Genomic DNA, 24,035 nt, shown 5'->3' on the forward strand with positions numbered 1-24,035 from the left:
CTGGTGTTCGTTAGACCGCCTGGCTGCGTTGTTAGGCGCCCCCCTCCCTCCCCCCCCCCCCCCCCCCCCCCCCCCCCCCCCCCCCCCCCCCCCCGCCCGCATTTTTGGCTTCGTATCGGGGTGCGGGGGAGTGTGGATGCCTTTTTGCTGGTGGGGTGTGGGGGTGGCGGTTTAGGGACGTGAGGGGAACCCTGAGGGAATGTGATTCCCTCAGGGTTCCCCTCACGGACGATTGGGGCGACTTAGCGGAGTTGCTGGCGGATTACCTTTGCTTCGCCTGCCATTCCGGCGTACAGGGGGTGGTAGGGGGCGGCGGCCAGGAGGTTCAGGTCTTTGCCGTTGATCCAGGCGACGCCGGGGGCTTTGCAGGCGTCGTGGCCAAGGGACGGGGTGTAGGTGTCCACATAGGACGACTGGCCGTCCGCGGCTACCGCGTTGCTTACTGCTTTGTTCAGGGCTTCTTCGACGCTGGAGAGCCAGGCGTAGTCGCCGTTCGCGAAGGGCAGGACGTCGGGGCAGTAGCCCGTCACGGGGGCAATGCGCGGGTAGCCGATTGCCAGCACCTTCGCGTGCGGTGAGCGGGCGTGGATTCCGGCCAGTACTTGCTGGATGCTGGCTTGCGTCTTCGGGAGCAGGGCCTTGATCGTGTCCACGCCGTCGACGGTGAAGTGCTGCTGGCACGGGTTGCCGGTCGGGTCCGAGCTGCGCAGGGGCGGGCAGGTGTCGACGAGTTTGCCGAACAGGCCCGAATCGTTGCCGCCGATGCCGACGGTCACCAGGTCGGTGTCCGGGCGCAGGGCGGAGAACTGCGGGGCGTTCTGGCCGAGCGGGACGTTTTGCGGGTTCGTCATGTGGGACGTGTCCGCGCCGCCGCAGCTGACGTCTGTGAAGCGGTCCACGTCCAGCGAAGCCGCGACCAGCGACGGGTAGTTGGACGTCGAGCGGAAGCAGCCGAACGGATCCAGCCTCGGCAGCGGGATGAGCGGCCCGGACGTGTACGAGTCGCCCAAGGCGACGTAGTGGCGGTAGTGCCGGGGCGCGGCGCTCGCGGCCGCTGCCGTCGACAGAAGCAGTGCGACTGCCGCGATTGCGGCCAGCACGATTCGGATGATGCGCATGCGAAACCCGTCCTCCCTAGCGGTCGACCCGCTTTACCTTTCGGCACCGGCGGCGCGAGCGCTCTCCGCCGATCGGGTGGTCGGGGCGAGTTTCACCCGGCTGCGGGGTGATCCGCGGGTTTCCGCCAGGTCAGCAGGTACCGCCAGAAGACGAGCGGGCGGACGGTGCTGCCGGGAAGCAGGCGGGCGGCGTCCCGGCGGACGTCGTTCAGCGGCGGGAATTTCATGTGCACCGGGGCCTTGGCGACCGGGTCCGGGCCGCCGTTGAGCTGGTCTCCGGCGAAGACGACAAGCCGGGCCAGTGCGTTCGCGGGCGCGGCGACGAGTTCTCGGGCGTAGTCGGCCGGACGGCTGGGGCGGGCACAGCCGAGCACCGCGAGCACGCCGCCGGGGGCGAGGGCGTCGCGCAGTCTCGTGACGGTTTCGAACGGGACGTGGTGCAGGGAGGCCAGGCAGGAGATGTAGGCGTACGCGTCGAGGTCCAGCGGTTCGGTTGTCACGTCCGCGCGGCGGTATTCCACTGTGCCTGGTCCGGGCGAACCGGCGGCGGCTGCTCGCGTGACCATGTCGGCCGAGGTGTCGATGCCTTCGACGGTCATTCCGGCGGCGGCCAGCTTGCGGGCGAACCGGCCGTCGCCGCAGCCGACGTCCAGGGCGCGGCCGGGGCCGGGCGGCAGGAGCCGCAGCAGTGCCGGGTGATAGTGGTGGTTGTGGTCGAAGGGCATGCGCCGACCTTGCCACGGATCGCCGAGGGCGTGATCGCGCCGACGCCCCGGGGCCGTCGGGCGCGAGGTGGCCCCGGGTACGCTCGACGGTGTGCCAGGCCGAACCTTTCGCCTGGTCTTCCCGGTCGCGCGACCGCGCCGGGAGAGCGACTTCAAGGAGTGCACGAGTGCCGCGCGGTGACGAGCCCGAGGAGATCCGGCGGCCGGATCTCGCCGATCCGGACAGTTTCGCGGGGGTCGACGAACTGGGCGCGCTGGCGCACAGCGAGGACGAGGACGGCGACGAGCTGGAGCCGGACCTCGACGCGCCGGACGCGGCCTACACCGTCGGCGGCGGAGCGCGCGGCGGGATCGGCGGCATCGGCCAGCTCGGCGACAACCTGGCGCTCGGCCCGGTCCCCGACCTCCGCCCCGAAGAGGGCGCCGAGCTGCACGAACTCGACGACGAGGGCGCGCCCGCCGAATTCGGCGACGAGAACGGCCCCGAGGCCCGCCGCGATCTGATGGCCGCCGAGGCCGAGCTGAACCAGCGCTGGCCGGAGACCAAGCTCGAACCGTCGCTCGCCCGGATCCAGGCGCTGATGACGCTGCTCGGCGAGCCGAACCGCGGCTACCCGGTGGTGCACGTCGCGGGCACCAACGGCAAGGGCTCGGTCGCCCGGATGGTCGATTCGCTGCTGACCCGCATGGGCTTGCGCTCGGGCCGCTACACCAGCCCGCATCTGCAACTCGTCACCGAGCGGATCGCGCTCGACGGCCGCCCGGTCTCCGCCGCCCGCTACGCCGAGCTGTACCAGGACATCGCGCCGTACGTGGCGATGGTGGACGGCGCCAGCGAGGACGGCGTGCCGATGAGCAAGTTCGAGGTGCTCACCGGGATGGCGTTCGCGGCGTTCTCCGACGCGCCGGTCGAGGCCGCGGTGGTCGAGGCGGGCATGGGCGGTGCGTGGGACGCGACGAACGTGGCCGACGCCCAGGTCGCGGTCATCACGCCGATCGGGCTGGACCACACCGAATACCTCGGCCCGGCCGCGGTCGACGCGGCCGCGGAGAAGGCCGGGATCATCAAGCCCGGGTCGGTCGCGGTGATCGGCGAGCAGGACCCCGAGGTGCTGAACGTCCTGCTCAAGCGCACGGTCGAGGTCGACGCCGCGGTGGCGCGCGCGGGCAGCGAGTTCGGGGTGCTCGAACGCGAGGTCGCGGTCGGCGGGCAGCTGCTGAAACTGCAGGGCCTCGGCGGCGTCTACGACGAGATCTTCCTGCCGCTGCACGGCGCGCACCAGGCGGCGAACGCGGCGCTCGCGCTGGCCGCGGTCGAGGCGTTTTTCGGGGCGGGCAAAGACAAACAGCTCGTGGTCGAGGCGGTGCGCGAGGCGTTCGCCGAGGTCGAGAACCCGGGCAGGCTCGAACGCGTGCGGGCCGCCCCGGCGGTGCTGGTCGACGCCGCGCACAACCCGATGGGCGCGCGGGCGCTCGCCGCGACGATCACCGACGAGTTCAACTTCCGCCGGCTCGTCGCGGTCGTCGGCGTGCTGTCCGGCAAGGACGCGCGCGGCATCCTGGACGCGCTGGAGCCGGTGGTCTCCGACGTCGTGGTCACGCGCAGCTCGTCGCCGCGGTCGCTGCCGGTCGAGGACCTGGCCGAGCTGGCCGCGTCGATCTTCGGCGAGGACCGCGTGCTGGCCGAAGGCGACCTGGAGACCGCGATCGAGACCGCGATCGGCCTCGTGGAGCAGAACGACGACCCGGAGGAACCGCTCGCGGGCGGCGGCGTGCTGGTGACCGGATCAGTGGTCACCGCGGGCGACGCGCGCACGCTGTTCGGGAAGGAGCCAGCGTGAGCGAGACCCCGGAAACGCCCGATACGCCGGTCACGCCGGTCAAGCCGCCCGCGAAAGACCCGATGAAGGGCTTCCGCGGCGTCATGGCGGGCACGCTGATCATGGAAGCGATCACCGTCGCGCTGGCGCTGCCGGTCGTCGCCAAGCTCGGCGGCGGCATCACCAGCTTCACCGGCTGGACGGTCATCGCGCTGGCCGTGGTGCTGATCGTGCTGTGCGGCATGCTCAAGCACGTCTGGGCGGTGCCGGTGATCCTGCTGCTGCAGCTGGCGATCATCGGGATCGGGGTCACCCAGCCCGCCATCGCGATCATCGGCATCATCTTCCTGGCCGCGTTCCTGTGGTTCCTCTGGCTGCGCCGGGACGTCGCGCGGCGGATGGCCGCCGGGACGCTGCCGAGCCAGCAGCAGCCGCAGGCTTGAGCCCAGGGCGTTATTGGCAGCCGTACTGGTGGCGGCTGTCGTTCCGGACGGACGGCGATCCGGGCTGGATGCCGATGGGGCCGGGCGAGTTCAGCCGGGTCCCGGACGACGTGCTGAAAACCGGATCGCTCGAGGCCTGGGCCGGCGCTCTGATCGAGGAAGCGCCGGACGAACTCGACGACCTCCGCGGCGACCTGCTCCTCGAATGCTTTCCGGAACCAGGCACCGCTCCGGTGTACTCCCGCGAGGTGCGGCTCAGCGGTAGACGCTGACCTCGATCAGGTTCCGGTCCGGGTCGCGGAAGTAGACGCTGCGGATCGGCCCGGTCGCGCCGGTGCGGTCGACTGGGCCTTCCTCGATCGGCACCCCGTGCTCGGCCAGGTCTCGCACGACCTGCTCCAGCGAATCGGCGGTGATCAGGCACAGGTCCGCGCTGCCCGGCGTCGGCCGCTCCGCCTTGGGCTCGAACTCGCGTCCGGCCTCGTGCAGGTTGATCTTGCTGGCTCCGAACGCCAGCGCCTTACGGCCGGACCCGAACGTCACCTCGGTCATGCCGAGGACACGGGTGTAGAAATCGACCGTCGCGCCGAGGTCGGCGACAGTCAGGACGAGGTGGTCGAGCCGGTCGATGCGCATGGTTTCACCCTATTCCGCTGTAACGACCCGGCCGCCACGGCGACGGTGCAAGTGTGATCGTGGTGCGCGAGCTGAGCGGGGACGACTGGGCGGAGTGGCGCGACCTCCGGCTGGCGGCGCTGCGCGAAGACCCGGGGGCATTCAGCTCGAAACTCGCCGACTGGCAAGGCGAAGGCGACGCCGAACCGCGCTGGCGGGCCCGGCTGCGCGACGTTTCGCTCAACGTGCTGGCCGATCTCGACGGCGTACCGGCGGGAATGGTCAGCGGGCACCTCTCCGAACGCGGCGACCGAGCCGAGCTGATGTCGATGTGGGTCGCTCCCTCGGCGCGCGGCAAGGGAGTCGGGGACGCGCTCGTCCGGGCCGTGGTGCGCTGGAGCGAAGGGCGCGGCGCGGGCGAACTGATGTTGCGCGTCGCGGGCGGCAACGAGCACGCGCTGGCCTTGTATCAGCGGCACGGGTTCGTGGAGCGTCCGCTGTCCTCCAGCGAAAGCCCCTGCGAGCACGAGATGGTTCGGGAAGCGCACCGAGCGTGACGTCCGGCTGTGAGCTTCCTCCTGACGAGTGAGCCGTTCACCCGGCGGTCAGCCCGAGTTGGCCGCGTGGCCGTGGTCGCCGGATAGAACGACCGCCATGACCGAAACGACCCCTTCCCGGCGCTCCGTGCTCAAAGCCGGGATCGCCGTCCCCGCGCTCGCCGCGGCAGGCGGGCTGCTGCTGCCCGGTTCCGCCACGGCCGCCCCGCTCGTCCGCCGCGACCGCCCGGTCCTCGCCCACGGCGTCGCGTCCGGGGACGTGACCACCGGCTCCGGCATCGTGTGGTCGCGGGCCGACCGCCCGGCGCGGCTGACGGTCGAGATCGCGCGCGACCCGTCGTTCCGGCACGCCCGCCGGGTGCCCGGCCCGTTCGTCACGCCCGCCACCGGCGGCACCGGCAAGGTGCGCGTCGCCGGGCTGGCCCCGGGCACCGAGTACCACTACCGCGTGACCGCGGTGGACCTCGACGGCCGCAGCGCGAGCGAACCGGTCGCCGGCCGCTTCGCCACGGCGCCGATCGGCCGCGCGAACACCCGGATCCTGTGGAGCGGCGACGTCGTCGGCCAGAACTACGGCATCAACCCGGCGCTGGGCGGCATGACGATCTTCTCCGCGATGGCCGACCGCCGTCCGGACCTCTTCCTGCACAGCGGGGACACGGTGTACGCCGACGGCCCGCTCACCGAAACCGTCACGCTGCCCGGCGGCGCGGGCACCTGGCACAACGTCGTGACGCCGGAAAAGTCGAAGGTCGCCGAAACCCTCGACGAATACCGCGGCCAGCACGCGTACAACCGGCTCGACGCCCATTTCCGCCGGTTCGCCGCGGAGGTGCCCGCTTATGTCCAGTGGGATGACCATGAAGTAGTCAATAACTGGTACCCCGGCGAAATCCTCAACGACCGCCCCGAATACACCGAAAAACGGGCCGACGTCCTCGCCCAGCGCGCGTTCCAGGCATTCCACGAATGGCATCCGATCGACCGCCGCCAGGCCGTCGACGGCCGGGTGTACCGCAATTTCCGCTACGGCAGCCGGGTCGAGGTGTTCGTGCTCGACATGCGCACCTACCGCGACGCCAACACCTCGGACCAGACCAAGCCCGGCCACATCCTCGGCGAGGCGCAGGCCCGCTGGCTGGCCGACGCGCTGCGGCGCAGCACCGCGACCTGGAAGATCGTCCAGGCGGACATGCCGATCGGCCTGGTCGTGCCGGACGGCAAGGACATCGAGGCGGTCGCCAACGGCCTGCCCGGCGCGCCCGGCGGACGCGAGACCGAACTGGCCTGGGTGCTGCGGCAGATCTCGCGCCACCGCGTGCGCAATGTCGTGTGGCTGACCGCCGACGTGCACTACACCGCCGCGCACCATTATTCGCCCGAGCGCGCCGCGTTCCAGGACTTCGACCCGTTCTGGGAGTTCGTGTCCGGACCGCTCAACGCCGGAGCCTTCGGCCCGAACAAACTCGACCCGACGTTCGGCCCGGAAGCGGTGTTCGTGCACGCCCCGCCGGTGCCGAATTCCTCGCCGGTGCAAGGTTTCCAGCATTTCGGCGAGGTGAATGTGGACGGTGCGAGCGGGACGCTGACGGTCGACCTGCGCGACGCGACCGGGGCCTCGCTGTGGTCGAAGACGCTGGAGCCGCAGCGTCGCTGACCGGCCCGGCCGGGGCGTCGGATAGGCTCACCGCCGAATAACACGAATCCGCACAAGGAGAAATACCGTCGTGACTGAACGCACGCTGGTCCTCGTCAAGCCCGATGGCGTCGCGCGCGGCCTCGTCGGCGAGGTCGTCTCGCGCATCGAGCGCAAGGGCCTGAAGCTGGCCGCGCTGGAACTGCGCACCGTCGAGCGCTCCGTCGCCGAGGAGCACTACGCGGAGCACAAGGAGCGCCCGTTCTTCGGCGACCTGCTGGAGTTCATCACGTCCGGTCCGCTCGTCGCGATCGCCGTCGAGGGCCCGCGCGCGATCGCCGCGTTCCGCCAGCTGGCCGGCGGCACCGACCCGGTCGAGAAGGCCACCCCGGGCACCCTGCGCGGCGACTTCGCGCTGGAGACCCAGTACAACCTGGTGCACGGCTCGGACTCGCCGGAGTCGGCCGAGCGCGAGCTCAAGCTGTGGTTCCCGGACCTGTGATCCGGCTGATCCGCCGCTGAACCGGCACTGAACTTCGCGAACGCCGGGCAGGGACTTCGGTTCCGGCCCGGCGTTCGTGCTTTCCCGGCCCCGGCTGCCGCCGACGACGCACAGGACCACATCCGTCCCGCAAGACGCCCAGCCGCTGGTCCGCGGGCGACCGCCGAGGAAGCACTGCGGTTATTGCCGGTGCTCGAAACCCAGCGGATCGGTTAGCCTCCACCGGTGACTGCTCTGCCGCTGCCGCCCCGCGACTACCTTCCGCACCTCCGCTCGCTCACCGAGGCGTTCGCCGCGGAAGCGCCGGGAGACCTCGACAACCCGGTCCCGTACTGCGGCGATTGGACCAAGCGCGACCTCGTCACGCATCTCGGCAACGTGCACCGGTGGGCCGCCGGGATCGTCCGCACCGGTGAGCTGAGCAAGCAGGAATTCGACGTCTCGCCGAGCGGCGATCTCGCGCGCTGGTACGCCGAGAGCGCGGCCGAGCTGCTCGCCGCGCTGGAAGACGCCGATCCCGCCGCTTCGTGCTGGATTTTCGGCGCCGCGGAGAAGACGAAAGCGTTCTGGTTCCGCCGTCAGGTGCACGAGACCGCCGTGCATCTGGTCGATCTGTTCGCGGCTCGTGGCGGGACGGCGCAGCTCGACCCGGTGGTCGCCGCCGACGGCGTTCTCGAGGTTCTCGGCACCATGCTGCCGCGAGTCGCGCGCTGGAAGCACGAGGTTCCGCTGGCCGCGCCGATCACTTTGCGCACCACCGACACCGGGCACGCGTGGACCGTCGTGCCCGGCGAACCACCCGAGCTGGGCGAGGGCGAAGCGGTGGCGACCGTCGCGGCGCCCGCGCGGGATTTGCTGTTGCTGCTGTGGAAGCGCACCGACATCCAGCCGCGGATCGCTGGCGACGAGGCCGTCGCGAAGGAGTTCCTGGCCGCGCGCATGACCCCCTGAGCGGATAATCCTGCGCCATTCAGGTCCCGTTCACCGCGGGGACTTCCGGCGGTCGCGCCGATGGCTTTGGCTGGTCTGAGCCATTTTCGCGATCGTGGGGTATCTGGTGAAAAGATCAAGATCCGTGCTGCTCAGCGCCCTGCTGGCGCTGTCGTTCGCTACACCGGCGCAGGCCGACCCGCTCTCCGCTCCGCTCGGCTCGCCGCCGGTCGAGAGCGCGTCCGTTTTCTCCTCGGCCCGGGAGGCTCCGGCGGTCGCCGCGGCCCCCGCCGCCGACGACGGCCTCGAAACCAGCAGTGCCACCAACGCGGTGGCGCCTGGTCTGAACCTCACCCAGTTCGACCGCTTCGACCCGAAGGGCTGGATCCGCGGCGACGCGCTGAGCGTCGACCTCACCAGCAAGGTCTTGAAGCCGACTTACCTCAGCCCCGGCACCGTGTCCGCGCGCACCCCGCTGTCTCAGCAGGTCGCTCGCGCCGGAGCGGTCGCGGGTGTCAACGGCGATTTCTTCGACATCAACGCCTCCGGTGCGCCGCTCGGCGTCGGCATCGACAACGGCGAGCTGCACAACGCGCCCGCCTCGGGGCACAACACCACCGCGGCGATCACCGAGCAGGGGCGCGCGAAACTGGCCGACATCTTCCTCGAAGCGTCGGTCACTCTGCCGGACGGCCGAGCCGTCCCGGCCACGAACTTCAACAGCCCGGTGCTCGGCAACGACGCTCTCGGCGTCTACACCCCGCTCTGGGGCGCTTCGGCGCGCGCGACGTCGGTCGCCGGTGCGCAGCGGGTCGTCGAGGTCGAGATCCGCGACGGCGTCGTGACGCAGGTGCGGCCGAAGCCCGCGGACGGCCCGATTCCGGCTGGCAGCACGCTGTTGCTCGGCCGTGAAGCTGGTGCGGATGCGTTGTCGGCGCTGCACGTCGGCGACCGCGTTGGCGTTTCGTACGCGCCGCGGACCGACGCGGGCAAGATCGCGGTCGCGGTCGGCGGGAACAAGACGCTGCTGAAAGACGGACAGCTCCAGCAACTCGACGACGTCACCCTCGCCCCGCGCACCGGCGTCGGTTTTTCCGTTGACGGCAAGCGGATGTGGCTCGTCACGGTGGACGGCCGTCAGGCCGACAGCCGCGGGATGACCGAGCTGGAAATGGCCCGGCAGCTCAAGCGGCTCGGCGCCTACGACGCGATCAACCTCGACGGCGGCGGCTCGTCGACGCTGCTCGCCCGCGGCGAGGGAGAAGCCGCTCCGTCGGTGCGAAACTCGCCTTCGGACGGCGGGGAACGCTTGGTGCCCAACGGCATCGGAATCGCGACGGTACCCGGCAGCGGACGGCTGGCCGGCTTCGCACCCGCCCCCGCGCAGGAGGGCGACAACTCGACCCGAGTGCTGTCCGGCCTGAGCCGCGCGCTTGTGCCGAACGGCCACGACGAGACCGGTGCCGCAGTGGCGGCCAAACCGTTCTGGACCACGTCGAACCCGTTCCGCGGCACTGTCACGAAGAACGTTTTCACCGCGCAGCCCGATTTCCTGCACCCGGACGTGCGAGCCGACGTGACTGTCACCGCGCACCAGAACTTCGTGAGCGGCCGCACGAAGCTGACCGTGCTGGGCAAGCCGGTCCGCCTCGGCGCGAGCACCAAGCAGGTCGCGCTGTCCGGTGCCGACGCGCGCGGCGAGTTCCAGGTCTACGGCTACGACGCGGACGGTTACGGCACCTGGATCGAACCATCGGACGTGAAGCTCGAATACGACCCCGCTGTGGTGAAGATCGAGCCGTCGGGCAAGGGGTTCGCAGTCACCGCGAAGACCGCTTCCGGGGCTACCGCGGTCACCGTGCACGCGGGCGGGCAGATCATGCATTTGGCGGCTTCGGTGGGCACCGAAGCCCGGGTCGCGGCTCCGCTGGCCGGTCCGGAGGGCTGGTCCGCGACCGTGTACCCGGCGGTGGTCGGCGCCGCGCTGTCGTCGGCGGACGGACGCAACGGCGGCAAGGGCCTCGCGCTCGACTACCGGCTCACCGGAACCACCGCTACCCGCGCCGCGTATGTCAACGCCGCCAATCCGATCCCGGTTCCGGCAGGCACGCAGAAGATCGGCATGTGGATCAACGGCGACGGCAAGGGAGCCTGGATCCGCGCGGAACTCCGCGACGGAGCCAACACGGCGTCCATTGTGGACCTTTCGCTGAGCGTCACCTGGACCGGCTGGCGCTACGTGACCGCCGCGGTGCCCGCCGGATTGCCGGACGGCCAGCGGCTCACCAAGTTCTACGCCGTGGAAACCGCGGCAGGCAAGCAATACGAGGGCAAGCTGGTCTTCAACGACCTCACCTTCGAGGTCGCGCCGACCACGACGGTGCCGCGCGATCCGGCCGTTCCCGACCCGGCGCTCGTCGCCAACGGCACGCTCGGCAAGGGCGGCTTGAAGATCGCGGTCGTCAGCGACGCCCAGTTCACCGCCGACGCCCCGGACGGCCCGCTGGTCGCCCAAGCACGCCGGGCGTTGCGCGAGGCCGTCGCCGCGAAACCGGATCTCGTCCTGATCAACGGCGACTTCGTGGACCGCGGCACCGCGCCGGACTTCGTGCTGGCCCGCAAGATCATCACGGAGGAACTGGACGGCCGCGTCCCCTGGTACTACGTCCCCGGCAACCACGAAGCCGAGGCCGGTGACGGGTTGAAGAACTTCCAGGCCGCCTTCGGGGAAACGCACCGCGTGGTCGACGTCCACGGCGTGCGGCTGATCCTGATGGATTCCTCGCGCGGCTCGCTGCGCGCGGGCGGATTCGACCAGGTGCGCATGATGCGCGAGGCCCTCGACAACGCCGCCCAAGACCGTTCGGTGCGGGGCGTGGTCGTCGCGATGCATCATCCGGTGAAGGACCCGAGCCCGACCGGCAATTCGCAGCTGGGCGACCGGAAGGAAGCCGCGTTGCTGCAGACGTGGCTGACCGGTTTCGAAGAGAAATCCGGGAAACCGGCCGCTTCGCTGGCTTCGCACGCCGGGGTGTTCGGCCTGTCGCGCACGGACGGCGTGCCGTATCTGGTGAACGGCAACTCCGGCAAGACTCCCGCCGCGGCCCCCGGCGACGGCGGTTTCGTCGGCTGGACCCTGGTGCGGGTCGACCCTTCCGACCGCAGCCAGCCGGTGCGATTCGAAACGCGCCCGAACGTCGACGAGCTGACGGTGACCGGCCCGGGCACTCTTTCGTGGGGCGGAACCGGGAAGGTGACCGCCGTGGTGACGCAGGAGGGCCGGTCGGTTCCGGTGGCCTACCCAGTGAGCGCCGCGTGGGGCGGTCGCGGGGTCCACGTCGGCAGCTGGCCGCCTGCCCCGTGGGACGTGGTTTCGCTCGACCCGGCCACTGGGACGGTGCGGGGACTGCGCCCGGGCACGGCGGAGATTTCGGTGACGGTGAACGGGGTGACCCGCTCGGTGCCGGTGACGGTGCGCTGAGCCGGGTTTGGTGGTGATAGGCGGGGCGGTCTTCGGGTCGCCCCGCCTGTCTTTGGTTGGCCGGTGTCGCCGGGCAGGATGCCGTCGAACGAAGCGGCGATTCGAGCGCCCGGCCCGCTGATCCACCCGGATGCCGTACGCCGCCCCCCGGGAAACCGGTCGAGAATTGTCGGTCCCTCCCTCTACTGTCGTTCCTCGTGGGAGAGTCGGCAACGGAACCCGCGCTCGTGCAAGCGAAGGCGCTGGTCAAACGGTTCGGAGAATTCGAGGCTGTCCGCGGCGTCGACGTCGAGGTGCGGCGAGGGGAGGCGTTCGGCTTCCTCGGGCCCAACGGCGCCGGGAAGTCGTCGACGATGCGGATGATCGCGTGCGTGTCCCCGCGCAGCGACGGCGATCTGCGCGTCCTCGGCATGGACCCGGACGTCGACGGGCCGCGGATCCGCGCGCGCCTGGGCGTGGTGCCGCAGGAGGACAACCTCGACGTGGAGCTGACCGTCCGGCAGAACCTGCACGTCTACGGCCGCTACTTCGGCCTTTCCCGCGCGCACGTCCGGCGCAAGGCGGTCGAGCTGATGGAGTTCGCGCAGCTGTCCGACCGCGCCGAGAAACCGGTCGATTCGCTGTCCGGCGGCATGAAGCGGCGGCTCACCATCGCCCGCTCCCTGGTCAACGACCCGGAGCTGCTGCTGCTCGACGAACCGACCACCGGGCTCGACCCGCAGGCGCGGCATCTGTTGTGGGACCGGCTTTTCCGGCTCAAAGCCCGCGGCACCACGCTCATCATCACCACGCATTACATGGATGAAGCCGAGCAGCTGTGCGACCGGCTCGTCGTCATGGACGGCGGCCGGATCGCCGCGGAAGGCTCGCCCGCCGACCTGATCGCCCGGCATTCCACCCGCGAAGTGGTCGAGCTGCGGTTCGCGCCGGGGGAGCAGCAGGGCGCGGCCGACCGGCTCGACGGGCTGGCCGAACGCGTCGAGGTGCTCCCGGACCGGGTGCTGCTGTACACGATGACCGGCGAGGCCACCCTCGAACGCGCGCACGAGCGCGGTCTGCGCCCGTTGTCGAGCCTGGTGCGGCGCAGTTCCCTGGAGGACGTCTTCCTCCGCCTCACCGGCCGGACGCTGGTGGACTGATGAGCACTCCCGCCACCGGCCGCGTGGTCGGCCGCTTCCACGGCGCCTGGCTGCGCGTCGAGGGCTACTGGACCTGGTACCGCAGGCACTGGCTCAGCACGCTCTACTCCACCGGCCTGCAACCGGTGCTGTTCCTGGCCGCGATGGGGCTCGGCTTCGGCTCGCAGGTGCAAGCCGGTCCGGCGACCGGCGGCGTGTCGTACCTGATGTACGTCGCCCCGGCGCTGCTCGTGGCGGGCGCGGCGCAACAAGGGGTCAGCGAGTCGAGTTATCCCGTGCTCAGCGGATTCAAATGGCAGAAGGACTATCTCGCCGTCACCGCGACTCCGGTGTCCCCGGGCCAGGTCCTCGGCGGGCACCAGATCTGGACCATTCTGCGGCTGGCGCTTTCCGGCGCGGTATACGCGCTCATAGCGTGGCTGTTCGGCGCGTGGGCCAACGCGGGAGCACTGCTGGTGATCCTCGTCGGCGTCCTGACCGGGCTCGCCTGCGGATCGCTGATAGCCGCGCTGGCGGCGTGGACTTTCGACGAGGGACAGCGGTTCGGGCTGATCTTCCGCTTCGTCGTCATCCCGATGACCCTGTTCTCCGGCACGTTCTTCCCCATCACCCAGCTGCCGCTCTACCTGCGCTGGCTGGCGTGGATTTCCCCGCTGTGGCACGGCACCGAGCTCTCCCGCGCCGCCACGCTCGGCGGGCGCGAGCCGCTCCCGGTGCTCGGGCATCTCGCGTACCTGGCCGCGCTGGTCGCGATCGGCTGGGCGATCGCGCACCGCGGCTTCTATCGAAGGCTGGTGGCGTGATGACCGACCTGCGAAGCGCCCCGATTCTCCCGCAGCGGCGCGGAATTCTGCTCCGCGTGCTGCCCGCGGGCATGTACAGCGGCCGCGCGAGCGCCTTGATCGAACGCGCGCTGACCGTTTACGGCCGGTCGTGGACGATCCTCGTGTCCGGCGCGCTCGAGCCGCTGTTCTACCTGCTCGCGTTCCAGGTCGGATTCGGCAAGCTGGTCACCACCGTGGCGGGGCCGGACGGGCGGCCGATGAGCTACGTCGCGTTCGTCGCTCCCGCGCTGCTGGCGTCGTCGGCGATGAACGGCGCGGTCTTCGAGTGCACGTACAACCTGTTCTTCAAACTGCGCTACGCCAAGACGTACGACGCGATGCTGGCCACCCCGGTCGGCCCGCTCGACGTCGCGCTCGGCGAGATCGCGTGGGCGATGATGCGCGGCGGCCTCTACTCGGTCGCGTTCCTGGCGGTCACCGGCGTCATGGGCCTGCTCACGTCGTGGTGGGCGCTGCTGCTCCTGCCCGCCGCGCTGCTCGTTTCGTTCGCGTTCGCGGCCATCAGCATCGCGCTCGTCAGCTTCCTGAAATCGACGTCGCAGTTCGACTACATCCAGCTCGTCCTGATGCCGATGTTCCTGTTCTCCACCACGTTCTTCCCGATCACGGTCTACCCGGAGGCGCTGCAGTGGCTGGTCCGCTGCTTCCCGCTCTACCACGGGATCGAGCTGATGCGCGGGCTCTCGACCGGCATCTTCTCCTGGAGCATGCTCGGCAACCTGGCGTACCTGCTGGTGCTCGCCGGGATCGGGATCTGGGGCGCGACAAGGAGGATCGCGAAACTGCTGCTGACGTGAGGGCGAGGCTCAGCGGGCCGGGCTGGGCAGTCCGGCCCGCGCGGGCGCGACCGCGGACCGGGCGTCGACGAGCCCGTGGCCGTAGAAGCCGTTGTATCCGTCGTAACCGGAGCAGTAGGCGTCCTGGACGCCGTCGCCGGTCAGGTCGTAGGTGTCCGGGCACGGCATCGGCATCGCGCGGGAGTCCAGCGCGCGGCGCAGTTCGGCGGCCGACCACGCCGGGTGCATCGACTTGAGCAGCGCCAGCACCCCGGCGACGTGCGGCGCGGCCATCGACGTCCCGCACATCGGCGCGTAGCCGCCCGGCACGGTCGACACCACGCACCGGTCGTCGTCGCCGCCCGGGGCCGTGACGTCGACCACACCGAGCCCGTACGAGCTGTAGCCCGCCTTCACCCGGTCCGCGCTGATCGCCGACGCGGTCACCACTTCCCGCAGACCGGCGGGCAGCGCCTCGCACTTCCCGGCGGCGGACGGCGAACCCGAGCGGGCCGACGGCGTGAGGCCGACCGCCTCGTTGGTGGCGGCGGCGACGTTCAGCGTGCCGTGGGAAGTCGCGTACTCGACGGCCCGCGCCAGCACCTCGTGCACCACGCCGCGGTCGTTGCCGCGCACGCAGGACAGAGACCACGGGTTCACGAACCAGCTGCTGTTGGCGATCGGCAGCCGCCGGGCCGCCGACCACATGATCCCGCAGACCGCGGCCTCGGGATCGGCGTAGCCGCGGTCGTTGATGACCTTCACCGAAGCGATCCGCACGCCCGGCGCGACCCCGGTGACGCCCTTGCCGTCGTCGGCCGCGGCGATGATGCCCGCGACGTGCGTGCCGTGCGCCGAGGTCGTCGGCTGCCACGCGGCCGGGCTCGGGTCCGCGACGCCGGTGAGGCAGCCCGCCGAATCGTCCGGGTCGATCGCGGCGGCGAGGTCGGGATGCTTCGGGTCGACGCCGGAGTCCAGCACGCCGACGACCACCGAGCGGCTGCCGCCGGTGACCTGGTGCGCGGCCGGGGCTCCGATCAGGTTCATGTCCCATTGCCGGGCGGACAGGTCCGCGGAGGGCACCCGGGCCGGATCGCTGAGCGGGAGCGCGGCCCGCGCGGGCTGGGCGGCGGCTCCCGGCTGTTCGGCGGCCGTCCGGGTGGCTTGCGCGCTGAACGTCCGCTCCGGGCCGAGCCGGTCGGCGAACGCCTGGTCGGCCGACGTGACGACCGCCACGGAAATCTGCGGGTAGTAGCCGGCGAGCTGCCCGCAGGCCGCGGCCGTCTGCTGGCGGGCGGAAGATTCCGGGGTACCGGGGTCGAACGCGACGACGTAGCGCACCGCCCGCACGCCCGAGGCGCATCCCGGACTCGCGGACGCGGCGGGGGACACCGCGGCGCATCCGGCGAGGACCAGGAGGGAGCACACGGCCGCCCGCAGCGGCCGCGCCAGCACAGACACCGGACCTCCCACCGCGCGCGGGGCTCTGCCGGGCGCCCGCGCGAGCGCCCGAGCCCGCACGCTAACCACCCCGGGCCCGGCGCGACAAGCGAAGCGCGGAAGTTCGCCCGGGTGCATGATCGCGGCACGCCCGGGCGCCTGCCGCGGGACACCGACTACACCGGGTGTCCCCCCGGGTGTGGGATACTCGCGTTGGCCGCTGCGCCGACGGGCATCCCGCCCGCGTCGTGAGCGGCCCGGAGGAGTGCCGGACCGGCACCACGCGCGTCGCCCCCGGGAGGCCGGGCCAAGGTCGATGTCGTGGCGGGTGGCCCGGGGGTCGCGAGCAGGCCGGCACCCCGCCGAGCAGACCAGGAACCGAGCGGCCGCCGACCCGGCGGACCGCACGGCTGCCAGCAGGATTCCCGCCGCTGGTCACCACCACGGCGGGCACGGAACAGAAAGGGCCCCTGCGCGGCCGCGTCACCACCGGTGCGAACCGGCTGACGCGCCCGGGGGCGGAGGAGACACATGTCGAACGCGGACACACCCGCCGATCAGGCCGGCGGGAATACCGTCGCACCCACGACCAGCAGGCTGGGGGAACTGCCGCCGCGCATCCGCGTGCACGCGCTGGCCAAGCTGCTCGGCCTGAGCAGCCGCGACCTGCTCGGCAAGCTCGCCGAGCTGGGGGAGAGCCCTCGCAGCGCCCAGTCGAGCGTGACCAAGGAGGTCGCGCACCGCGTCGCGGTGATCCTCGACGCGGAGGCCTCCGGCGAAACCGCCGAAGCAGCCGTCGAATCAGGCGAGACTGCTGAGGCCGCCGAACCCGGCGAGACCGCCGAAGCGGCCGCGCCCGCCGCCGCGCCCGCCCCGGAGACCGGCGGCCAGCCGGTCGCCGGAGCCCAGGACGACGAGCCCGCCCAGACCGCTGAGGAAACCGCCGCGCACGAGCCCGGCACCCCGGAAGCCGCGCCGGAGACCGCCGCCGCGGAAACCGCTGCTCCGGAAGCCGCTGCCGAGCAGGCCGCCGCCTCGGACGAGACCGGCGAAACCAGCGCCCCGGCCCGCCCGTTCTCCGCGGAAGCCGCCGAGCCGGAAAGCGAAAAGCCCGCCCGCGGCCGCACCCGGCGCGCCCGCCGGGCCGTCGCCCCCGCGATCCCGGCCGAACAGCAGGAAACCGAGCAGGCCACCCCGGCCCGCGGCCCGGTGCACGTGCCCGTCTTCGCCGCGCCGTCGCCGGTCTTCCTGCCGCCCGAGCCCGCGCAGCCGGCGCGTTCCAAGCCGGAGCCGGTTTTCGGCGTCGGCGAGGCTCCCGAGCAGGCGGAACGTCCCGCCCGTACCGACGAAACCGCCGAGGAAGACACCTCCGGCGAAGCCCGCGACGAGCGGTCCGACGACGACAGCGACGACGCGGGCGGCCGTCGCCGGCGCCGTCGCGGACGTCGCGGCCGCGGCCGGGGCAAGGGCGGCGACGAGGCCCAGTCCGAGAACGACGACGAAACCTCCGAAGACTCGCAGGCCGCGCAGGTCAAGGACGCCAAAGACACCAAGGACAAGACCGAGAAGCCGGACGAGGCTGGCGAAGCCGAGTCCGACTCCGACGACGACGCCGAGTCCGACAGCGGCACCAAGCGCCGTCGCCGTCGCCGCCGTCGCAAGGGCGGGGACGACGACGGGGCCGAGACGACCGGCACCGACGACCCGCCGAACACCGTCACCCACGTCCGCCAGGCCAAGGCCGCCGAGACCGAGCGCCCGGCGCGCGACGAGGTGCGCAGCGTTCGCGGCTCCACGCGGCTGGAGGCCAAGCGCCAGCGCCGCCGCGACGGCCGCGAGGCGGGCCGTCGCCGCGCCCCGATCCTGTCCGAGGCCGAGTTCCTGGCCCGCCGCGAATCGGTCGAGCGCACCATGGTCGTCGCCGAGAAGGGCGACTCGACGCAGATCGCCGTGCTCGAGGACGGCGTGCTGGTCGAGCACTTCCTGACGTCGTCGGGCACCGGCTCGATCGTCGGCAACGTCTACCTTGGCCGCGTCCAGAACGTGCTGCCCAGCATGGAGGCGGCGTTCATCGACATCGGCCGCGGCCGCAACGCGGTGCTCTACGCCGGCGAGGTCGACTGGGATTCGGCCGGGCTGGAGGGCAAGGCGCGCAAGATCGAGCAGGCGCTCTCCACCGGCGACAGCGTCCTGGTGCAGGTCACCAAGGACCCGGTCGGGCACAAGGGCGCCCGGCTCACCACGCAGATCTCGCTGCCCGGCCGCTTCCTCGTCTACGTCCCCGCGGGCGGGGCCACCGGCATCTCCCGCAAGCTGCCGGAGAACGAGCGCCGCCGGCTCAAGGACATCCTCAAGCGGATCGTCCCGGAGGACGCGGGCGTCATCATCCGCACCGCGTCGGAGGGCATCGGCGAGGAGGAATTGGGCCGCGACGTCGACCGGCTCAAGGCGCAGTGGGACGTCATCAAGGAGAAGGCCGCCGCCGCGTCCGGCAAGAAGGGCAACGCGCCGACCATGCTCTACGAAGAGCCGGACCTGCTGGTCAAGGTCGTGCGCGATCTCTTCACCGAGGACTTCGCCACGCTGGAGATCCAGGGCAACCGGCCCTGGGACACCATCAACGACTACGTCCGGCACGTCGCGCCCGACCTGGCCGACCGGCTCAAGCGCTACACCGGCACCGGCGACGTGTTCGCCGACCACCGGATCGACGAGCAGATCACGAAGGCGCTCGACCGCAAGGTCTGGCTGCCCTCGGGCGGCTACCTGGTCATCGACCGCACCGAGGCGATGACCGTGATCGACGTCAACACCGGCAAGTTCACCGGCTCGGGCGGCAACCTCGAGGAGACGGTGACCCGCAACAACCTGGAGTCGGCAGAGGAGATCGTCCGCCAGCTGCGGCTGCGCGACATCGGCGGCATCATCGTCATCGACTTCATCGACATGGTGCTCGAGTCCAACCGCGAGCTCGTGCTGCGCAGGCTGACCGAATGCCTCGGCCGCGACCGCACGCGCCACCAGGTGGCCGAAGTCACGTCGCTGGGCCTCGTGCAGATGACCCGCAAGAAGATCGGCACCGGGCTGCTCGAGGCGTTCTCCACGCCGTGCGAGCACTGCAAGGGCCGCGGCGTCGTCGTGTCCACCGAACCGCAGCGCGTCTCGGGCGGCGGCAACGGGCACAACGGCGGCAACGGGCACAACGGCCACAACCACGGCGGCGACACCAAGAGCTCGCGGCGGTCCCGCGGCCGCGGCAAGGGCGAGGAGCAGCACCACGAGCCCAAGCCGGAGCAGGCCGCCGCGGCCCCGAACCCGGTGCAGCGCGAGTCGGTGGTGTCGGCGGTGCAGGCCATGGCCAACGCGTCCAAGGCGAAGCACGAGCACCACGCTCCGGAAGGCTCGCCGGACACCGATTCCGGGAAGCCGGCGGAGCAGGAAACGGTCAAGCAGCCTGAGCAGGCCGCCGCGCCGGAGAAGGCCGAGGACAAGACGGAGGCTCCGGCCGCCGTCTCGCAGCCCGAAGCCCAGCAGCCGGAGCCCGCGACCGCCCAGGCCGCGCCGGAGGCGGAGAACCGGCAGCCCGAGACCGCCGAGGCGGACGCGGGAGAAGAACCCGAGGTCGACGTTCCGGCCCCGGCCGTGCGCAGCACCCGGCGCCGTCCGCGCCGCGCCGCTTCGCGTCCGGCAGGGCCTCCGGTGAAGGCTTCGGACCAGAGCTGATCCACCACGGGTACCCCGGGTGCAGCAGCGCCCGGGGCCTCCCGTAACCTGTAGTACGGCTCATCGCAAGCATGAGCCGCTTGCGCGAGCACCTGGACCGCCTTCCGGCGGGCCGGCCGCGTCAGCCCCCTAACCCATTGTCGAGTAATGCAGGAGACATCCGTGTCGGCGTACGCGATCGTCAAGACCGGCGGCAAGCAGTACAAGGTTGCCGTTGGCGACGTCGTCGAGGTCGAGAAGCTCGAGGGCGAGCCGGGCACCGAGCACACCTTCCCCGCCGTGCTGTTCGTGGACGGTGGCGAGGTCACCACGGACGCCGACGCGTTGGCGAAGGTCTCGGTCACCGGCAAGGTCGTCGAGCAGACCAAGGGTCCGAAGATCCGGATCCACAAGTTCAAGAACAAGACCGGCTACCACAAGCGCCAGGGTCACCGGCAGAAGCTGACCCGCGTCGAGGTTACCGGCATCTCCAAGTAGTTCTCCGGATCTTTCGGTACAGAAACTTTCCAAGAAGGGGCTTGAGCGATGGCTCACAAGAAGGGTGCGTCCAGCTCCCGCAACGGTCGTGATTCCAACGCCCAGCGACTGGGCGTGAAGCGCTTCGGCGGCCAGGAGGTGAACGCGGGCGAGATCCTGATCCGCCAGCGTGGCACCAAGTTCCACCCCGGCGTGAACGTCGGCCGCGGCGGCGACGACACGCTGTTCGCGCTCGCCGCCGGTGCGGTCGAGTTCGGCTCGAAGCGCGGCCGCAAGACGGTCAACATCGTGCCGGTAGAAGCGTAACGAGCGTTTTACGGGCGACGTGTGTCCGCGGAATACGCGGACCACGTCGCTCGTTACATATCACCCGGGGGCCCGAGCCCCCGGACCCCCACGGTGCGGCCGCTGGCAGACCCAGCGTGGTCCGCACCGTTTTTGTTTCTTATGGCTTTCAGGTGAAGTGAGGCAATTCCATGGCGTCCCGGTTCGTGGACCGCGCGGTCATCCATCTGACCGCCGGCGACGGGGGAAACGGCTGTGCCTCGGTGCACCGCGAAAAGTTCAAGCCGCTCGGCGGCCCGGACGGCGGCAACGGCGGCAACGGCGGTGACGTCACCCTCGTCGTCGACGCCAACGTGCACACCCTCCTCGACTTCCACTTCCGCCCGCACGCCCGCGCCGGCAACGGCAAAATGGGCATGGGCAGCAACCGCAACGGCGCCCAGGGCGAAGGCCTGGAGATGAAGGTCCCGCCGGGCACCGTGGTGTTCACCGAGGACGGCGAACTCGTCGCGGACCTCACCACCCCCGGCACCCGGTTCATCGCCGCGCAGGGCGGCCGCGGCGGGCTCGGCAACGCCGCGCTCGCGTCGAGGGCCCGCAAGGCTCCCGGATTCGCGTTGCTCGGCGAGCCCGGCGAAAGCCGCAACCTCGTGCTGGAGCTGCGTTCGGTCGCCGACGTCGGCCTGCTCGGCTTCCCGTCCGCGGGCAAGTCGTCGCTGATCTCCGTGCTGTCCGCGGCGAAGCCGAAGATCGCCGACTACCCGTTCACCACGCTGGTGCCGAACCTCGGCGTGATCACCGCCGGTTCGTCGGTGTTCACGATGGCCGACGTGCCGGGCCTGATCCCGGGTGCCTCCGAGGGCCGCGGCCTCGGCCTCGATTTCCTGCGCCACATCGAACGCTGCGCCGTGCTGGTGCACGTGGTCGACTGCGCGACGCTGGAGCCGGGCCGCGATCCGCTGTCCGATGTGGACGCTCTCGAGGAGGAACTCGCCCGCTACACGCCGGGGCTGGGCGGCAAGCTCGAGGAACGCCCGCGCGTGGTGGTGCTGAACAAGATCGACATCCCGGAAGCGGCCGAGCTGGCCGAGTTCGTGCGCCCTGAGCTGGAGGCGCGCGGGCTGCGCGTGTTCGAGGTGTCCACCGCGTCGCGGAAGGGATTGAAGGAGCTGAGCTTCGCGCTGGCGGAGGTCGTCGAGGCCTACCGCGAGGCGCAGCCGGTGCTGGAGCCGGAGAAGATCGTGCTGCACCCGCTCGCGATCGACGACAGCGGGTTCACCGTCGAGCGCGATCCGGAGGAAGAAGGCGGGTTCATCGTCCGCGGTTCGCGCCCGGAGCGCTGGATCCGGCAGACGAACTTCGCCAACGACGAGGCCGTCGGCTACCTCGCGGACCGGCTCAACCGGCTCGGCGTCGAGGAAGCGCTGGCGAAGAACGGCGCGCGGCCGGGAAGTCCGGTCACCATCGGCGACATCCAGTTCGAATGGCAGCCCTCCACCCCGGGCGTCGCGGTGCATCTTTCGGGCCGCGGCACGGACGTCCGGCTGGAGCGCAACGACCGCGTCGGCGCGGCCGAGCGCAAGGAAGCCCGCCGGATCCGCCGCGACGGCACCGGCGAAGAGGACGAGCCAGGCGAAGAGCGGCTCGACGAGGAGAGCCCGTCCGTCGACGCCGAACTGGACGACGTGTGGGAGGACGAGGAACAGGCGGAGCACGACCGGTGAGCGGTACGCGGCAGGAGATCGCGGAAGCCCGGCGCCTGGTCGTCAAGGTCGGTTCCTCGGCGCTGACCACCGCGGGCAGCGGGCTCGACGTCTCGCGGCTCGACGCCCTGGTCGACGCCATCGCGGACCGCGTTTCCCGCGACGCGCAGATCGTGCTCGTGTCCTCGGGTGCGATCGGCGCCGGGCTCGCGCCGTTGAAGCTGGGCAAGCGTCCGCGTGACCTGGCCACGCAGCAGGCCGCGGCGAGTGTCGGGCAGCTCGCTCTGGCGCACGCGTACGCGGAATCGTTCGGCCGCTACTCGCTGACCGTCGGCCAGGTGCTGCTCACTTCGGACGATGTCGTCCGCCGCTCGCATTACCGCAACGCCCAGCGCACGTTCTCGCGGCTGCTCGCGCTCGGCGCGGTGCCGGTCGTGAACGAGAACGACACCGTTGCCACGCAAGAGATCCGCTTCGGCGACAACGACCGGCTGGCCGCGCTCGTGGCCCACCTCGTCGGCGCCGACGCGCTGGTCCTGCTGTCCGATGTGGACGGTCTGTACGACGGCGACCCGCGCGACGGCGCGACCCGCAAGATCACCGAGGTGCGCGGCGAGTCCGATGTGGAGGGCATCGCGGTCGGGATGTCGTCCTCGGGGCTGGGCACCGGCGGCATGGTCTCGAAGCTTTCCGCGGCGCGCACCGCGGCCGGGGCCGGAATCCCGGTGCTGCTGGCCGCTGCCGCCGACGCCGGGCAAGCGTTGCGCGCGGCCGACGTCGGCACCGCGTTCGCGCCCGCCGACACCCGGCTGTCCGCCCGCCGGTTCTGGCTCGGGTACGCCGCCGACACGTCCGGCCGCCTCCGCCTCGACGACGGAGCGGTGCGCGCGATCCTGCGCCGCCGGTCGCTGCTGGCGGCCGGGATCACCGGGCTGGAGGGGGAGTTCGAGGCCGGCGACGTGGTCGATCTGGTGGATTCGGCGGACGTTCCGGTGGCCCGCGGCGTGGTCGGGTTCGACGCGGGGGAGCTGCCCGCGTTGATCGGCCGGTCGAGTCACGAGGTGCCGGTGGAACACCGGCGCGAGGTCGTGCACGCAGACGACCTCGTTCCGTTGCGCCGCTAAGAACCCGCCAGATGCCTCGCGACGCGGGCGAGCTGTTCCGCGTAATACTCCACAAAGGACTCTGACGACGGGTCCTCCCCGGTGAGCGCTTCCGCGACCCGGGGCAGCGACATCGGCGCGCTGGCCGCTGCCATCAGCATCAGCAGCAATATCTTCGGGTCCACATCGGCCGGGAAATCGCCCGCTTCCTGCCGCGCCCGCATGTACTCGAGCTGCCCCCGTAGGAACTCGCGCTGCGACTCCGCCCCCGCCTCGTTCGGGGTGCCGTCGGCCATGTTCTCCCGCAGGAACAACCGCGCCTGGTCCTGATCGGCGAGCCCGCCCTTGGCGAAGTCCGCGAGCACGTCGGCGAGCGGCCGCTCCGGCGTGGTCATCGCGGCGAACCCGGAGAACGGTTCGCTCGCGACCTTGACGTACAGGCCTTCCTTGCCGCCGAAGTAGTACGAGATCAGCTGTTTGTTCACGCCCGCGCGTTGCGCGATGTCGCTGACCCGCGCGGCCGCGTACCCCTTGCTGCCGAACTCGGCCTTCGCCGCCTCGAAGATGCGGGCCTTCGTGCGTTCGGCATCGCGCTGACGCTCACCGGAGCGCGGGGCGCGGCGCGGAGTCGGTTCGGGCACCCGGGCAGCCTAACCGACGCATTAGTCATCCTCTTGGTTGACACAATCATCCGTCTGGATAATTATGGACGTGAGC

The 24,035-nt window shown here is 71.2% G+C and carries 21 protein-coding genes; 16 read left to right on the plus strand and 5 right to left on the minus strand.

Translation table 11 applies throughout. From position 1 onward, the window contains the following. Positions 1 to 242 precede the first annotated feature (242 nt). Positions 243 to 1,118 (minus strand): SGNH/GDSL hydrolase family protein, encoded by an 876-nt coding sequence (locus ACZ63D_RS19885; RefSeq protein ID WP_465355791.1) that lies wholly within the window; start codon positions 1,116 to 1,118, stop codon positions 243 to 245. A 92-nt stretch (positions 1,119 to 1,210) separates the two neighbouring features. Then, the gene (locus ACZ63D_RS19890) at positions 1,211 to 1,843 is read right to left on the minus strand and encodes a class I SAM-dependent methyltransferase (RefSeq protein ID WP_465355792.1); all 633 of its coding nucleotides are present in this window, start codon (positions 1,841 to 1,843) and stop codon (positions 1,211 to 1,213) included. A gap of 167 nt (positions 1,844 to 2,010) precedes the next feature. Between ACZ63D_RS19890 and folC the strand changes: the two genes are divergently transcribed. From folC to ACZ63D_RS19905, 3 genes are all read left to right on the plus strand, one after another. Further along, the gene (gene folC, locus ACZ63D_RS19895; protein WP_465355793.1) at positions 2,011 to 3,684 is read left to right on the plus strand and encodes a bifunctional tetrahydrofolate synthase/dihydrofolate synthase; all 1,674 of its coding nucleotides are present in this window, start codon (positions 2,011 to 2,013) and stop codon (positions 3,682 to 3,684) included. Positions 3,685 to 3,746: 62 nt separating this feature from the next. Then, positions 3,747 to 4,106, plus strand: coding sequence for a DUF4233 domain-containing protein (locus ACZ63D_RS19900; protein ID WP_465356296.1), 360 nt, complete (start codon positions 3,747 to 3,749; stop codon positions 4,104 to 4,106). Beyond that, a complete protein-coding gene (locus tag ACZ63D_RS19905) occupies positions 4,103 to 4,378 on the plus strand; it encodes a hypothetical protein (protein WP_465355794.1) in 276 nt (91 codons plus the stop codon). The genes ACZ63D_RS19900 and ACZ63D_RS19905 overlap by 4 nt, the downstream gene beginning before the upstream one ends. On the opposite strand, the gene ACZ63D_RS19910 is transcribed toward ACZ63D_RS19905, so the two are convergent. Next, positions 4,362 to 4,742 carry a VOC family protein gene (locus ACZ63D_RS19910; protein ID WP_465355795.1) on the minus strand — a complete coding sequence of 127 codons (381 nt, stop codon included), beginning with the start codon at positions 4,740 to 4,742 and terminating at the stop codon, positions 4,362 to 4,364. The two genes, ACZ63D_RS19905 and ACZ63D_RS19910, sit on opposite strands and share 17 nt — an antisense overlap. Before the next feature lie 53 nt (positions 4,743 to 4,795). On the opposite strand from ACZ63D_RS19910, the gene ACZ63D_RS19915 reads away from it, so the two are divergent. The 8 genes from ACZ63D_RS19915 (at position 4,796) to ACZ63D_RS19950 (ending at position 14,608) form a co-directional block, all read left to right on the plus strand. Beyond that, entirely contained in the window at positions 4,796 to 5,278 is a 483-nt protein-coding gene (locus ACZ63D_RS19915; RefSeq protein ID WP_465355796.1) for a GNAT family N-acetyltransferase, read from the plus strand. Positions 5,279 to 5,375: 97 nt separating this feature from the next. Further along, entirely contained in the window at positions 5,376 to 6,935 is a 1,560-nt protein-coding gene (locus ACZ63D_RS19920; RefSeq protein ID WP_465355797.1) for an alkaline phosphatase D family protein, read from the plus strand. Between the two features lie 70 nt (positions 6,936 to 7,005). After that, positions 7,006 to 7,416 (plus strand): nucleoside-diphosphate kinase, encoded by a 411-nt coding sequence (ndk, locus tag ACZ63D_RS19925; protein WP_009081097.1) that lies wholly within the window; start codon positions 7,006 to 7,008, stop codon positions 7,414 to 7,416. Positions 7,417 to 7,641: 225 nt separating this feature from the next. After that, positions 7,642 to 8,367 carry a maleylpyruvate isomerase family mycothiol-dependent enzyme gene (locus ACZ63D_RS19930; RefSeq protein ID WP_465355798.1) on the plus strand — a complete coding sequence of 242 codons (726 nt, stop codon included), beginning with the start codon at positions 7,642 to 7,644 and terminating at the stop codon, positions 8,365 to 8,367. Between the two features lie 124 nt (positions 8,368 to 8,491). Then, positions 8,492 to 11,827 carry a phosphodiester glycosidase family protein gene (locus ACZ63D_RS19935; protein WP_465355799.1) on the plus strand — a complete coding sequence of 1,112 codons (3,336 nt, stop codon included), beginning with the start codon at positions 8,492 to 8,494 and terminating at the stop codon, positions 11,825 to 11,827. A gap of 197 nt (positions 11,828 to 12,024) precedes the next feature. After that, positions 12,025 to 12,966, plus strand: a complete 942-nt coding sequence (locus ACZ63D_RS19940; RefSeq protein WP_465355800.1) for an ABC transporter ATP-binding protein — start codon at positions 12,025 to 12,027, stop codon at positions 12,964 to 12,966. After that, positions 12,966 to 13,769, plus strand: coding sequence for an ABC transporter permease (locus ACZ63D_RS19945; RefSeq protein WP_465355801.1), 804 nt, complete (start codon positions 12,966 to 12,968; stop codon positions 13,767 to 13,769). Before ACZ63D_RS19940 ends, ACZ63D_RS19945 begins: the two co-directional genes overlap by 1 nt. Further along, positions 13,769 to 14,608, plus strand: a complete 840-nt coding sequence (locus ACZ63D_RS19950; protein WP_465355802.1) for an ABC transporter permease — start codon at positions 13,769 to 13,771, stop codon at positions 14,606 to 14,608. Before ACZ63D_RS19945 ends, ACZ63D_RS19950 begins: the two co-directional genes overlap by 1 nt. 9 nt (positions 14,609 to 14,617) lie before the next feature. Here the strand turns inward: ACZ63D_RS19950 and ACZ63D_RS19955 are convergent, their stop codons facing one another. Next, positions 14,618 to 16,048: a S8 family peptidase gene (locus tag ACZ63D_RS19955; RefSeq protein WP_465355803.1), complete on the minus strand. Its 1,431-nt coding sequence runs from the start codon at positions 16,046 to 16,048 to the stop codon at positions 14,618 to 14,620. Positions 16,049 to 16,558: 510 nt separating this feature from the next. Between ACZ63D_RS19955 and ACZ63D_RS19960 the strand changes: the two genes are divergently transcribed. The 5 genes from ACZ63D_RS19960 (at position 16,559) to proB (ending at position 23,339) form a co-directional block, all read left to right on the plus strand. Continuing rightward, positions 16,559 to 19,750, plus strand: a complete 3,192-nt coding sequence (locus tag ACZ63D_RS19960; protein ID WP_465355804.1) for a translation initiation factor IF-2 N-terminal domain-containing protein — start codon at positions 16,559 to 16,561, stop codon at positions 19,748 to 19,750. Positions 19,751 to 19,912: 162 nt separating this feature from the next. Continuing rightward, the gene (gene rplU / locus ACZ63D_RS19965; RefSeq protein ID WP_009081084.1) at positions 19,913 to 20,227 is read left to right on the plus strand and encodes a 50S ribosomal protein L21; all 315 of its coding nucleotides are present in this window, start codon (positions 19,913 to 19,915) and stop codon (positions 20,225 to 20,227) included. A gap of 48 nt (positions 20,228 to 20,275) precedes the next feature. Then, positions 20,276 to 20,533, plus strand: coding sequence for a 50S ribosomal protein L27 (gene rpmA, locus ACZ63D_RS19970; RefSeq protein WP_009081082.1), 258 nt, complete (start codon positions 20,276 to 20,278; stop codon positions 20,531 to 20,533). A gap of 170 nt (positions 20,534 to 20,703) precedes the next feature. Then, positions 20,704 to 22,236, plus strand: coding sequence for a GTPase ObgE (gene obgE / locus ACZ63D_RS19975; RefSeq protein WP_465355805.1), 1,533 nt, complete (start codon positions 20,704 to 20,706; stop codon positions 22,234 to 22,236). Further along, a complete protein-coding gene (gene proB / locus ACZ63D_RS19980) occupies positions 22,233 to 23,339 on the plus strand; it encodes a glutamate 5-kinase (protein ID WP_465355806.1) in 1,107 nt (368 codons plus the stop codon). Before obgE ends, proB begins: the two co-directional genes overlap by 4 nt. Here proB and ACZ63D_RS19985 read toward each other — a convergent pair. Further along, complete coding sequence (locus ACZ63D_RS19985; RefSeq protein WP_465355807.1) at positions 23,336 to 23,959, minus strand: TetR/AcrR family transcriptional regulator; 624 nt, start codon at positions 23,957 to 23,959, stop codon at positions 23,336 to 23,338. The genes proB and ACZ63D_RS19985 overlap by 4 nt on opposite strands. Positions 23,960 to 24,035: the final 76 nt, after the last annotated feature.

The organism is Amycolatopsis sp. NPDC104775 (assembly GCF_055583325.1).

Excerpts from the sequence above, each read along its gene's own strand:
- obgE (WP_465355805.1), top strand. The coding sequence starts at position 20,704 with ATGGCGTCCCGGTTCGTGGACCGCGCGGTCATCCATCTGACCGCCGGC.
- ACZ63D_RS19945 (WP_465355801.1), top strand. The coding sequence starts at position 12,966 with ATGAGCACTCCCGCCACCGGCCGCGTGGTCGGCCGCTTCCACGGCGCC.
- ACZ63D_RS19900 (WP_465356296.1), top strand. The coding sequence starts at position 3,747 with ATGAAGGGCTTCCGCGGCGTCATGGCGGGCACGCTGATCATGGAAGCG.
- ACZ63D_RS19885 (WP_465355791.1), bottom strand. The coding sequence starts at position 1,118 with ATGCGCATCATCCGAATCGTGCTGGCCGCAATCGCGGCAGTCGCACTG.
- ACZ63D_RS19920 (WP_465355797.1), top strand. The coding sequence starts at position 5,376 with ATGACCGAAACGACCCCTTCCCGGCGCTCCGTGCTCAAAGCCGGGATC.
- rpmA (WP_009081082.1), top strand. The coding sequence starts at position 20,276 with ATGGCTCACAAGAAGGGTGCGTCCAGCTCCCGCAACGGTCGTGATTCC.
- ACZ63D_RS19910 (WP_465355795.1), bottom strand. The coding sequence starts at position 4,742 with ATGCGCATCGACCGGCTCGACCACCTCGTCCTGACTGTCGCCGACCTC.
- ACZ63D_RS19950 (WP_465355802.1), top strand. The coding sequence starts at position 13,769 with ATGACCGACCTGCGAAGCGCCCCGATTCTCCCGCAGCGGCGCGGAATT.
- ACZ63D_RS19960 (WP_465355804.1), top strand. The coding sequence starts at position 16,559 with ATGTCGAACGCGGACACACCCGCCGATCAGGCCGGCGGGAATACCGTC.
- ACZ63D_RS19890 (WP_465355792.1), bottom strand. The coding sequence starts at position 1,843 with ATGCCCTTCGACCACAACCACCACTATCACCCGGCACTGCTGCGGCTC.